Annotated in this window: 10 protein-coding genes; 3 read left to right on the forward strand and 7 right to left on the reverse strand. The window is 66.7% G+C overall.

From position 1 onward, the window contains the following. Nucleotides 1-15: 15 nt before the first annotated feature. Nucleotides 16-219, reverse strand: a complete 204-nt coding sequence (locus tag IPK75_15600) for a zinc-finger domain-containing protein (protein ID MBK8199774.1) — start codon at nucleotides 217-219, stop codon at nucleotides 16-18. Between the two features lie 105 nt (nucleotides 220-324). Between IPK75_15600 and IPK75_15605 the strand changes: the two genes are divergently transcribed. After that, the gene (locus tag IPK75_15605) at nucleotides 325-1,296 is read left to right on the forward strand and encodes an ABC transporter ATP-binding protein (GenBank protein MBK8199775.1); all 972 of its coding nucleotides are present in this window, start codon (nucleotides 325-327) and stop codon (nucleotides 1,294-1,296) included. Here the strand turns inward: IPK75_15605 and trxA are convergent. The 6 genes from trxA to tsaE all read right to left on the reverse strand — a co-directional run bounded on the left by trxA (nucleotide 1,280) and on the right by tsaE (nucleotide 10,468). After that, on the reverse strand, nucleotides 1,280-1,600 hold the full coding sequence (trxA, locus tag IPK75_15610) for a thioredoxin (protein MBK8199776.1): 321 nt from the start codon (nucleotides 1,598-1,600) through the stop codon (nucleotides 1,280-1,282). The genes IPK75_15605 and trxA overlap by 17 nt on opposite strands. A 61-nt stretch (nucleotides 1,601-1,661) precedes the next feature. Beyond that, entirely contained in the window at nucleotides 1,662-5,171 is a 3,510-nt protein-coding gene (gene addA / locus IPK75_15615; GenBank protein ID MBK8199777.1) for a double-strand break repair helicase AddA, read from the reverse strand. Next, complete coding sequence (gene addB / locus IPK75_15620) at nucleotides 5,161-8,223, reverse strand: double-strand break repair protein AddB (protein MBK8199778.1); 3,063 nt, start codon at nucleotides 8,221-8,223, stop codon at nucleotides 5,161-5,163. Before addB ends, addA begins: the two co-directional genes overlap by 11 nt. Next, the gene (locus IPK75_15625; protein MBK8199779.1) at nucleotides 8,213-8,938 is read right to left on the reverse strand and encodes a nucleotidyltransferase family protein; all 726 of its coding nucleotides are present in this window, start codon (nucleotides 8,936-8,938) and stop codon (nucleotides 8,213-8,215) included. The genes addB and IPK75_15625 overlap by 11 nt, the downstream gene beginning before the upstream one ends. Beyond that, nucleotides 8,935-10,032, reverse strand: coding sequence for a phosphotransferase (locus IPK75_15630; GenBank protein MBK8199780.1), 1,098 nt, complete (start codon nucleotides 10,030-10,032; stop codon nucleotides 8,935-8,937). Before IPK75_15630 ends, IPK75_15625 begins: the two co-directional genes overlap by 4 nt. After that, on the reverse strand, nucleotides 10,016-10,468 hold the full coding sequence (gene tsaE, locus IPK75_15635; protein ID MBK8199781.1) for a tRNA (adenosine(37)-N6)-threonylcarbamoyltransferase complex ATPase subunit type 1 TsaE: 453 nt from the start codon (nucleotides 10,466-10,468) through the stop codon (nucleotides 10,016-10,018). Before tsaE ends, IPK75_15630 begins: the two co-directional genes overlap by 17 nt. Before the next feature lie 148 nt (nucleotides 10,469-10,616). Between tsaE and IPK75_15640 the strand changes: the two genes are divergently transcribed. Both IPK75_15640 and IPK75_15645 read left to right on the forward strand, forming a co-directional pair. After that, complete coding sequence (locus tag IPK75_15640; protein MBK8199782.1) at nucleotides 10,617-11,861, forward strand: FAD-dependent oxidoreductase; 1,245 nt, start codon at nucleotides 10,617-10,619, stop codon at nucleotides 11,859-11,861. Nucleotides 11,862-11,879: 18 nt separating this feature from the next. Beyond that, on the forward strand, nucleotides 11,880-12,200 hold the full coding sequence (locus IPK75_15645) for a 2Fe-2S iron-sulfur cluster binding domain-containing protein (GenBank protein ID MBK8199783.1): 321 nt from the start codon (nucleotides 11,880-11,882) through the stop codon (nucleotides 12,198-12,200). Nucleotides 12,201-12,273 lie beyond the last annotated feature (73 nt).

Below are 12,273 nucleotides of genomic sequence, written 5' to 3' on the forward strand. Positions count from 1 at the left end.
CTGCGAGCGGGGCGGTTACTTGTGGCGCGAAGGATCTTCGGCGCCGCCGATGAGCACGAACCGGCGATCGCAATACTTGCACTCGACGAAATCCTCATCGCCCATTTCATACCAGACCTTGGGGTGCCCCAATGCGCCGCCGCCGCCGTTGCAAGACACCTTGCGGCTCGTGACCATCGAGATTTCGGGCGGCGTGAAGACATCGCGCTTCGGGGGCATTCAGGTTCTCCGGGTCGGTCGGTTGCGCCGAGGCAACTTGCCCCCTAACTAAAGGCCGGGCTGCTGCCTTGCAAGGCGTAGCGGCTGCCTTGACGAAAGAGCAACATGCCGACCCCCCAATACGCCATCCAGGTCCGCGATCTGCGGAAAACCTATGCCGCCACCGGCAAGATGCCCGAAAAAGTAGCCCTCAACGGCATTTCGCTCGAAATTCCCACCGGTACGATCTTCGGCCTGCTGGGCCCGAACGGGGCCGGCAAGTCGACCTTCATCAACATCCTCGCGGGCCTGGTGAAGAAAACCTCCGGCACAGCCGAAATCTGGGGCCTGGACATCGACGCTCACCCCCGGCAGAGCCGCGCGGCCATCGGCGTGGTGAACCAGGAAGTCGTTGCAGACCCCTTCTTCACGCCGTTCGAGATGCTCGAGCTCATGGCCGGCTTCTACGGCGTACCCAAAGCCGAACGCCGGACGGACGAAATCCTCACGGCGCTGGGCCTCATCGACAAGAGAGACGCCTATGTCCGCCAGCTTTCCGGCGGCATGAAGCGCCGCCTGATGGTCGCCAAGGCACTCGTCCACAATCCGCCCGTCCTGATTCTCGACGAGCCGACGGCCGGCGTCGATGTCGAGCTGCGCCGCCTGATGTGGAACTATGTGCGCGAACTGCACGACCGGGGCACCACGATCATCCTGACCACGCACTATCTTGAAGAGGCCGAGGAGCTTTGCGACACCATCGCGATCGTCGACCACGGCATGATCAAAGCCTGCGAACCGACACAAAAACTCCTGTCGCGCCTCGACTACAAGACCCTGATCATCACGCCGCGCGAGCCCATCACGGTCATCCCGCCCGAACTGGCCGTGTACGATTCCAAGCTGCGCGATGACGGCACGCTGGCGATCACCTTCAAGACTGCCGAAACCGGAATCGGGCGCCTGTTGGAAAAAGCCCGCGGCGCCGGTATCAGCGTCGCGGACCTTTCGACCAAGTCGCCTGACCTGGAAGATGTCTTCCTTTCACTGACCGGCGACAACGCACCGGCCGAGCCGAGCCTCACACCGACTGGCTGATCCAGTTGGCGAGCGCCTGACGGTTCATGGCGCCGTTGTGGGTGGCGGCCACCTTGCCCTGCTTGAACAACAACATGGTGGGCAGGCCGCGCACGCCGTACTTGGCGCCGACCAGCGGGAAATCGTCTACGTTGAGTTTGACGATCTTCACCTTGCCGTCGAGTTCAGCGGCAACCGCTTCGATATGCGGGGCCATCTGCTTGCAGGGCCCGCACCATTCAGCCCAGAAATCGACCACGACCGGAACGTCGGAATCGCCCAGCAGCACGTCAAATTCGTCGTCGGTTACGTCCATATTAGCCATGATCACGGCTCCTTCTTTGGCCCGTAGTGTGAGCCTGATACATAGGGACTCTATTGGCCTGTCAAACCACCCTCAAGGCATTGTTTAGGTGCTCTGACAGCATCCCAGGCGGAATCCTCATCATGCGCGGTCCGTCCGTCCAGCACAGCACAGCCACGATTTCCCGGTCCGGATAGGCGGATTCCAGCACCGCCGCATAAGCCGCCATCTGGGTGATATAGCCGGTGGCCACGTCCCGAACATCGTCCGGCGCTGGCTGGTCGGTCTTGAAGTCGATCACCAGCACCCGAGCCGGCGTGACCACAAGGCGGTCGACGCGACCATTGATGATCATGCCGTCCGGCAGCTTCGGCGACGTACCGATGATCGGCGCCTCCGCCCGCCCGCCCGGCTGGAACAGTTCCGACAGGTCGGCGTCCTCGAGAATCGCCATGGCCGCGCCCAGCATTTCGGCCCGCCTGGCCTTCGTAAGCTCGGGCTCGCGCGCCAGGAATGCCTCCCCGGCCGCCCGCCGGGCGCTCTCGGGCAACTCCGGCAGGTATTGCAGCAGGCTGTGGATCAAACGCCCGCGCTTGAGCCGCGCCTCGCGCTTCGGATCGAACGGCGCCACCACGCGGGTCCGAGGGCCCAGCAGGCTCGTCGGCGCGGTAAGGATGCGCGCGGCCACGTCCGGCTCTGGCGGATCCAACGCCCAGCCCGGCAGCGGCGCAGCCTCTGCAGCGCCCGCGGCCATCGCAGGCGCCGCGCCTGGCTGCTCACCGAAACGCGCCACGCCATCATCGCCGACAACCGCAGGCAACTGCTCCATCGCATTGCGGCACAGCGCATACCACGACTCCTCATGGAACCCCGTCGCCGTCTCGCCGTCGCGGCCCGACCAGTACCCCGCAATCAGCAACCGGTCCTGCGCACGCGTCAGCGCCACATATAGCAACCGGCGATGCTCCTCGCGCGACTTGGCATGCGCACTGGCCCGCGCCCGCTCCGCCGGCTCGATGTCATCGTCCTTGCGCGGAGACCAGATCAAGGCCTCGTCCGCCTTCAGGATCGCGTCATTGCTGAGCTTCGGCTTCGTTGTCGTATCCGGCAGGATCACGATCGGCGCCTGCAAGCCCTTCGCTCCGTGTACGGTCATCACGCGCACTTCGCCGCCGGCTTCCGCGAGATCGCGCTTGATCTCCACGGGCGTGGATTCGAGAGAAGCGACGAACAGCTGCAGAGATGACGGCCCGGCGGCATCATGCGCCAGTGCCCGCGCCAGCAGCGCTTCCACCGGATCGCGCGCCGGCGTACCCAGCCGCGCATTCAGCTTCGCCCACCCCGTCAGCCCGTCCGGTCCAGGCCGATCGAGCACAGCGGAGAGGAACTCGAACGGCGCCTGCCCCGCGCGGGAAATCAGGCCCTCGAGGAAAACGCGCACCGCCGCGATGTCCGGATCGCCGCTCGCCTGCACCCGCGACCAGAGGCTTTCACCTTGCCTGCGCCCCGCAGCCAACGGGAACAGGAAGCGGTCGTCATCCACGAGCCCTCCGAATGGCCCGCGCAGGATTTCCGCCAGCACAAGGTCGCGCGAAGGCAACAGCGCAAACCGCATCAGGTTGAGGCAGTCCTGCACGCCGATATAATCCGCCAGCCGCAGCCGGTCGGCGCCAGCCACCGGCACACCGGCGCTCTTCAGCGCACTGATGATCGCCTCGAACAACCCGCCCCGGCGTTCGCGCACGAGGATCAGGATGTCACCCGGCACAACAGCGCGCTTCTGCCCTTGCCCGGACCAGACCGCACTGCCATCCGAAATCATCTGCCGAACAGACGCCGCAATCGCCCTCGCCAGCTTCACTTTGGGCGATGTCAGGCGCAGCGCATCGACCGGTCGCTCCCAGGCATCGACGTCCGGCGCCTCATCTTTCGGCGTCACCGGCCAAAGCTCGACAGAGCCCGGCTCATTCCAGCGCCTGGCCGTGTGAACCACCACGTCCGACGTCACCGGCCGGTCAGGCGCGAAGGGCACGTCGATCATCGGCGCCGTATTCCAGACCGTATCCACGAATGTCAGGATCTCGGGGCTCGAGCGGAACGACATGCGCATGTCGGCCTGCGCAACCTGCGCATCGCGCGCCACCAGCGCCTGTGTCTCGGCCAGGAATTGCGCCGGATCAGCGCCCTGAAAGGAATAGATCGATTGTTTCTCGTCGCCGACCATGAAGATCGTGCGCGGCTCCTGCACGCGCTCCCGGCCCGCACCGGCTGTGAACTCCTGCGTCAGCGCACGGATCAGTTCCCACTGTGCAGGGCTCGTATCCTGCGCCTCATCAAGCAACACATGGCTGAGCCCCCCATCCAGCTTGTAGAGCACCCAGCTCGACAGGCCCTCCGACGCGATCAGGTTTCGGGTCCGTTCGATCAGGTCGTCAAAGTCCAGCGCGCCGCGCCGCACCTTTTCGGCGTCATAGTCAGCCAGCGCCGGGCGTCCGACTTTCAACAGCGCGTCCGTGCGGGCAAACGCCTCGGCGCGCTTCAGCTCATCCTTCAGCGCCATTATCCGCGCCGTCTCGCTCCCCCAGGCCTCTTTCGTCGCGAACAAGGCCGCCACAAGCGGCGACTGTTCGGCGACATCCTTCGTATAAGGATTAGCCTTTCTCACCTCGCCTGCACCTGTGAAAAAGATGCCGGCATAGGCCGCAAAGGCCGCAGCGGGATCGCGGCTGGCCAGCACGCTTTCAAGCACATCCGCCGTCTTCTCGTCGGTTTTCTTGCCGCCTCGCAGCGCCGAAACTGCTTCGCGAATATCCTTGACCGGAAGCGCATCCCCCATCGCCGCCGCCAGCAACTCAGCCGGTGACGCATCGGGCGGCCGGATCACACGGCGTACCAGCGCTTCGATCGCCTCGTCATTTCCGCCGCACGCCGCCTCCAAAGCCCTGACCGACGTCGCTGCTGCCTTCAGCATGTCCAGCGCGCTGGCCGCGCCGTCTCGCCCGGCCTGCCGGGCAATCAGCGCCAGGGCTTCGGGATGTGTCCGGGCCGCGGCAAGGATCGCGCGCCGCTTGGCGGCTTGCCAGATCTCGCGGGCATCTTCCTCGTCCAGTTCCACGAAGCCCGGCACCACACCGGATTCCAGCGGGAAGCGGCGCAATATCCGTGCACAGAAGGCGTGGATCGTCTCGATGCGAAGGCCGCCTGGCGTCTCGAGTGCGCGCGCAAACAGCGCCCGGGCTGCCTTCAGCTGCGCCTGCGTATAGCTGTCAGGTCGCTCGCCCTCCAGCCGCGACAGCGCGCCCCTCAGCGGTTCGTCTTCCATCACCGCCCACTTGCCAAGCGTCTCGAACAACCGCGTCAGCATCTCGCTCGCGGCGGCGCGCGTATAGGTGATGCACAGGATGGAGTCCGGCTCGGCGCCTGGCCGGCCATCCGGGCGGCGCAGCAACAACCGCGCGACCCGGTCGATCAGCACCTTGGTCTTGCCGCTCCCGGCATTCGCCGTGGCGAAGGCTGACCGGCCGGGATCCGCGGCCTGCGCCTGCGCCCGCGTTGCCTCGACGAGCGCGGCGGCTTGCCTGTCATCCCTCATCGCCGCCCTCCCCGTCGGACGTATCGCTCGTCCATTCGGCCCGGCGTGCGAGCAGATTGTAACCGTAGTCGTATTTCACGAACTGCACGCGCGGCGCCGACGAGAACACCGCGCCCTCGGCACGGTAAGCCGCGATCAGCCGTTGCATCCCCTCTTCGGCCGACGCCGACAGCACCTCCGGCGTAAGCTCATCATCCTTGCCCGGACCAATCCGACGCGATGCCGGCTTTCCGCGAAACTCCACATACTCAAGATGCGCCACCGGCGCGGGGCGCACCTTCTTGAAGCCGCCCTTGCGCGCGATCAGCGCCTGCAGCGGCATCTGCTGGTCGAACCCTGTGCCGATCGCCTTGTCGGACGGCGCGCTACCGGTCTTGAAGTCCACGATGATGATCTCGCCCGACGCACCGATCTCGATCCGGTCCGCCTGCGCCGACAATACGAACGGCTCGCCGGCGATTTCATAAGGCAGCTCGCCGCTGACTTCGAGCGCCATGCCGCCGGACACATCCCGGCCCGCCCGCCATTCCAGGAACCAGGCGGACACATCCTCCCAGATCGCCTGCCGGCCGAGCCACGCTGCCTCATCGTCGCCGGCCTTGCTCAGTTCCTGCCGCAGCAGCGCCGATAGTCTCGCCGCAGATTTCTCCTCGCCGTCAGCCTCCAGCAACTCGATCGCGCGGTGCACAGCCGTGCCCTTGAGGTTCGGCTGCATCGGACCGTTCATCGGGTCCAGCACCTTCAGTCCAAGGATGTCTTCAGCCCAGATCGAATAGGGATCGCGCTGCAGCCGGTCGATGCGTGTGACCGACATCCGCTTCGGCCAGTTCGGAGGACGCTGCGTCGGCCTCGGTTCGGCGCTGAAGCCGGCCGCCTGGGTTCCTATCCCCTCATGCTGCAGCTGGCTCACCCAGCCCGGCAAGTCGCGCGCCTCGCCTTTCAGCACCTCGCCTGCCGCCTCGAACAGCGAGCCTTGCACCAATGTCCGCAAGCGCCACACCCAGCGCGATGCCACCGCAGGTGCATCGTCGCGCCGCTTTGCATACAGCATCACGACGCGAGGCGCGCAGGCGAGCTGCGCGAAATCGTGGGCCGAAAGGCCCAGCCGCTCGTCCGGGTCCGGCATATCCAGTGCGCCCCGGAACCGGCGCGGCAGGAAACCGTCCGGCAGCGTCTTCTCCGGCCAGACGTCCTCGTTCAGGCCCGCCAGCACGATCAGGTCTGTCGATTGCAGGCGCGCCTCCAGCGGCCCCCAGATGGAGAGGCGCGGATGCTCCGGCTCGCCGAGGCTCACAGTCAGAGAGGCACATTCGGCTTCGACAAGCTCTGCCAGCTCGCGCGGCGATGTTTCACCCAGATACGTGCCCATCTCGCGGACCCGCTCAAGCAGCCGCGAGGCGCCAGCGCCGTCTTCGCCCGCCCAGGGCAGCGGCGTTTCACTGATCGCCCCGGCGAGCGCAGCAATCCTCTGCGCCCCTTCGGCCACGTCCACGGCCGCGAGCTGGGAAAAGTCCGCCCCGGCAGATGACAGCAACACCTGCAGTTCACGGATGAACTGCACCGCCTCGGCTGCCTCTTCCTTCGTGAACGCCGGATAGCGTTCCTCGTCGATCCGTGTCTCGATGGTCCGCGCAAGCTCATCCAGCGAGCCCCATCGCCTCGCCCCGCGCAGAAAATGCTGGTCGATCAGGTCGCCGCGCGCACGATCCTTCGAGAAGGGATGTTTCAACACCGCCGACAGCGTCACCGGATCGCCCGGATCAACCGCCCAGCGCGCGCACATCGAGATCAGGCTGCCCGCCGGCGTCCGGCCCAGGGGTTGGCCCGCAGAGGGCGGCACGGATATTCCCCAGCGTTCCAGCAGCGCGCCCACCCGGCGGGCGAGGCCCGCATCCGGCGTCACCAGCGCGCCCGTCTGACCCTGCACCTGGAGCACGCCGCGAAGCAGCAGGGCGGCCGCCTCCGCTTCTGCCGCTTCATTCGGCAGTTCCACCACCGACAGGCCTTCAAGAGCCGAGCGGGCAAACTCCGACGGCCGCGTGTTTCCGGCCCGCGCAAGCGTTTCAAGCGTCTCACGCCAGTCCGCCGTATCGTCGGCCGGCGCCAGCGCTTCATGGATCAACCGGCGGCGCGACGGCGCCTGCGCGCTGTCAACGACCGGCCATTCCTGCACGGCATCGAGCGTCAGGCCGAGCGCCTTCAGTGTACGGACCAGCGCATACTGCGGATGGCTCGCCGACACTGACACAGCTTCCAGTGCCTCCGCCGACAGTTCGGTGTCCAGCCCCGGAAACACGACCAGCCCGCGCGGCACGGCCAGCGCGGCACGCATCAGGGCGCGCCCGGAAGGCGTGGCGCCGGTCGAGCCGGCAATGATCACCGGCGCCTGGGGCGGCGCCTTGGCCCAGGCCCGCGTCAGCGCCTCGGCCGCCCGCCGGCGCTGCTCGAACGGATCGCCCGCATTGTTCTCCGCCAGCCAGGCCGGCCACATCTCGGCGATGATCGACAGGAAACGCACGGAATTGTCCCAGTGCGCGGCAAGGTCCGCCTTGTCGACAAGCGACCCGAGCGCGTCCCACGGGTCCGGTGCCTCGCCGAGGCTTGCCTGTTCGAGCAGGCGCGACAGTTCACGTGCGGCAGACAGGGCCGAAGCCGGCGGCAAAACCTGGCCATATTCTCCGGAATAGAATCTGGAGACCAATTGCGCCAGCACGCCGAGGCGCTGCGCCTGCGACAGCGGGGGCGGCAACGCAGCAAGCGCCGCTTCGGCCACGGGGGGCGGCTCATCGGACTCCACGTCACCCAGCGTGCGGATGTCCGGCGGCAGCAAGGTGCCCTTGCCGCCCATCGCGTCAAACAGGGCGAGCGTCAGGGCACGCGCCGAGCGGCGGTTGGGAAGGTAGATGATCGCATCCGCCAACGCGTCGGGCTTGCTGACCAGATCAAAAGCTTCGACCAGTTCCCGGGCGAGCGATCCAAGAAAGTCCGTGCCGGGAGGGATCGTCCAGACCTTGGGGGCGCCCGCCGCGAATGGCCGGACATCAGCCGCCATTGCAGGCAATCCACATCTCGGCATCGGCCAGCGCGCCCGGGTCGCCCACATGTAGCCAGAAGCGGTCGAGTTTCTGCCCCGCAAGCCGGCCCTTCGGGATCAGAGCGTCCCAGATCTTGAGCGCCGAGAACCGTTCGGCCGCCAGCCCGTCATATAGCTGGGGCTTCATGATCCGCACCCCGGCATAGGCCCAGGGCGCCGCCGGCGCATCGCCGCGGCGCCGCAGCCGGTCGCCGGGCTCAAGGAAGAAATCGCCCGCGCCGTCGAAGCCGAGCGACCGGCCCGTGTCGGCCACCAGCAGGCGCTCATCCTCCGTATCCGGATTGAATGCCTCGGCCAGCTCCAGGAAAGGCGCCGCCGATTCCGGTGCCCAGAAAGCATCCGTGTTCATCACGAAGATGGGATTGTCTCCCAGCAGGGGCCGCGCCTTCGCCAACGCGCCGCCTGTCTCCAGCACTTCGCCCCGCTCGTCCGAGACGATAACTTCCATGCCGGACCGCGCGCCAAGATGCGCCTCCACCTGGTCGGCCAGGTAATGCACGTTGACGATGATCCGCTTCACGCCGGCTTCCGCAAGCGGGTCAAGCAAGCGGTCGATCAATGCCTTGCCGCGCACCTTCAACAAGGGCTTCGGCGTCGCATCCGTCAGCGGACGCATGCGCGTGCCGAGGCCGGCAGCCAGCACCATCGCCGTATGGGGAACCGCAGCGCTCATGCCTTTGCCTCGAACACGAAGGGGGTCGTCTCGCGCACGAACGCCGCCATGCCCGCCAGCGCCGGGTGTGACAGGTTGCGGGCCAGCAATTGCAGCTGGCGCGGCTGGAAGTCGCCATAGCGGGGTTTGCCGTCGCGGTGCTGGAGCCGCGAGAATACGCCCGCGATGCGGAGTGCGTTCAGCCCGCCGATCACCGCAAGGCGCTCGTCAAATGGCGCGCGCGCCTGACCGGTGAGATCGAGGAAGGTCGTGATCGCCGCCTCCGCCGCGTCGGCTGAAACCGTCCGCCGCGCATCCTGCGTCAGCATGGCGAGGTCCCACGCATCCCACCCGATCACCGCGTCCTGGAAATCCAGCAGGCCGACATCGCCTTGCGGCAGCCAGAGCAGGTTCTCGGCATGGTAATCGCGCAGGGTGAAGGCGCGCGGAAATGAAAGAGCCTGCTGGATCAGCGCGTCGCGTTCGGCTTCCCAGCGCGCCCGCTGCGCGCCCGCGAGCCCGCCAGCGCCCACTTCCGCCGGCAGCCAGTCCGCATACAGATCGGCGTTCGCAGCCAGCGCCACCGCATCGAATTCAAGGATCGGCCATTGGGCGCCGTCCAGAGACAATACGTGAGGAATGGGCGCCTTGTGGAGCGTCGCCAGCCTTTCGGCGGCTGCCTTGTAAAGCGGTGTTTCGGCCTCGCCCTTTTCGATCAGTCGGGCAAACTCGCGCCCGTCGCCGAAGTCCTCGATAAGTGCGAAGCCTTCGCCGGCATCGAAGTGGAAAACCCGCGGCGCCTTCAGGCCGAGGCTGCGCAGATGCGCCGCGATCAGCACAAAAGCTTCCACGCGTGAAGCCGCCAGGCGCGTCATCGCGTTCCAGCCCATCCGGGTGCGCGTGGCTGGGTCGGCGTCCGGCGGGCACGGATCGCTTTCCACGCGCGGCGCGTCCATCAGCAGGGCGGTGGCGCCGTCTTCCCGGAACAGGCGGATGTAGCGGCGGGTGGACGCATCCTGACCTAGCGATTGCCGGCGCGCGCTGGCCCAGCCGTCGCCGGCAGCTTCGAGAAAGGCGTCGATCGCTGGGACCCGGAGATCAGGCAAGGAGTTCATCAAGCCGTTCCTGCCAGCCTTCGCCGCGCGGTTCCAGTCTTGCGCGGCGCCCTTCCCCAGAGAATTCGAGATGGACGTCCAGCCGTGTGCGCGGGAGGTGCCCACCGGCCCGCTCGGGCCATTCCACCAGCGCCGCGCCGCCAGCCGTCTCGTCCCAGCCGAGTTCCATCAGGTCGTCAAGCGTCTCCAGCCGGTAGAGGTCGAAATGCCAGACCATTAGGCCCGGCGCTTCATACATCTGCACCAGCGTATAGGTGGGGCTTGGCACCTCCTCTTCGGCGCCCAGCAAGGCCCGGATCAGACCGCGCACCAGTGTCGTCTTGCCCGCGCCCAGATCGCCATGCAGCGCCACCACATCCCCCGCGCGCAGCTCCGCTGCGAGGCGCGCCCCCAGCGCCTGCGTGTCGGTGTCGGAATCGAGGTCAAGTGTGCGCATCTGGCGCGCACCGTAGTCGTCTCGCCGGTTGACGCAACGCCCGGAAACCTGTGACGGTGTGCCCCGTTCGCGCATGGTTGCAGCGCCGGGCGCAACCGAATAAACACAAAAGTGACGCAGCCGTCACGAATGAACCTGGGGAACCGGAATGTCGCTGGGAGAGGCGCAGAACATTGTCATCGTCGGCGCCGGCCAGGCGGCCGCGCAGGCCGTGCAATCGCTCCGCCAGGGCGGCTATGCCGGCAACCTGACGCTCGTCGGCGACGAGGCCGCCCTGCCCTACCAGCGCCCCCCGCTGTCGAAAGCCTACATGAAGGGCGAATTCGACGAAGAGCGCCTCTATTTCAAGCCGGCGGCCTGGTATGAAGACCAGAAGGTGGAGCTGCTGCTCGGCGCCCATGCTACCGGCATCGACCGCGCCGCCCGCGAAGTTCACCTCGGGCACGGCGCCCACCTGCCCTATGATTACCTGATCCTCTCCACAGGGTCGCGCCCCCGTCCGCTGACGGTTTCGGGGGCAGACCTTGAGGGCCTCCATGACCTGCGCACACTGGTCGATGTCGAGCGTATCCGTCCGAAGATGATTGCTGGTCGCAAGCTGGTGATCATCGGTGCCGGCTATATCGGCCTCGAGGCCGCCGCTGTCGCCCGCCAGATGGACCTCGACGTCACCGTCGTCGAAATGGCGCCCCGCGTGCTGGCGCGGGTCACCAGCCCGGTCATCAGCGAGTTCTACACCGCAGAACACCGCCGCCAGGGCGTCACGATCCTTACCGGCGCCCAGACCGCTTCCATCGAGGGCAAGGACGGCAAGGTCTCCGCGGTCCTGCTCGCAGATGGCACCCGCCTGCCGGCCGACATGGTGCTGTCCGGCATCGGCATCCTGCCGAACGAGGAACTCGCGAAGGAAGCCGGCATCGCCTGCTCGAACGGCATCCTCGTCGACCGCGACGCACGCACCTCCGATCCGCGCGTTTTCGCAGCCGGTGACTGCGCCAGCCGCCCGCTCGTGCATTTCGGCCGCTCCGGCCGTCTGGAGAGCGTCCACAACGCCATCGAGCAAGGCAAGCTCGCAGCCGCCGCCATCCTTGGCCAGCCGCGCCCGGTGGAAGACTGCCCGTGGTTCTGGTCCGACCAGTATGATCTCAAGCTGCAGATCGCCGGCCTCAGCCAGGGCTATGACACGCTGGTCGTGCGCGGTGACCCGGCGACCCGCAAGTTCGCGGTATTCTACCTGAAGAACGGGACGCTGATTGCCGTCGATTCGGTCAACAGCCCGCCGGAATTCCTTGCGTCCAAGAAGCTGATCATGGCAGGGGCCAAGCTAGACCCTGCAAGACTTGGCGACACATCAACCCCAATGAAGGAAATAGCGGCCCAAGCAGCCGCCTGAAGGAGACGGAAACACCCCATGGCAAAGATCACTTTCATCGCCCATGACGGCACGGAACGCACGCTCGAGGCGAAGAACGGCATGTCCGTCATGGAAGTCGCGGTGAACAACTCGGTTCCGGGAATCGATGCCGATTGCGGCGGCGCCTGCGCCTGCGCCACATGCCATGTGTATGTGGACGAAGCCTTCCTCGCGAAGGCCGGCGAGCAGCAGGAGATGGAGAAGTCGATGCTCGACTTTGCCGAGAACGTCCGCCCCAACTCGCGCCTCTCGTGCCAGATCAAGGTGTCGGACGCGCTCGACGGCCTGCGTGTCACCACGCCCGAGAGCCAGCACTAACCTGCAACGCGCTGACTTGCGCATCGCACGCCCCGGCCAGCCGCCGGGGCGTTTGCATGTTCCCCTGCGTGAC

It is taken from the genome of Acidobacteriota bacterium (assembly GCA_016712445.1).
Taxonomy (GTDB): domain Bacteria; phylum Pseudomonadota; class Alphaproteobacteria; order Caulobacterales; family Hyphomonadaceae; genus Hyphomonas.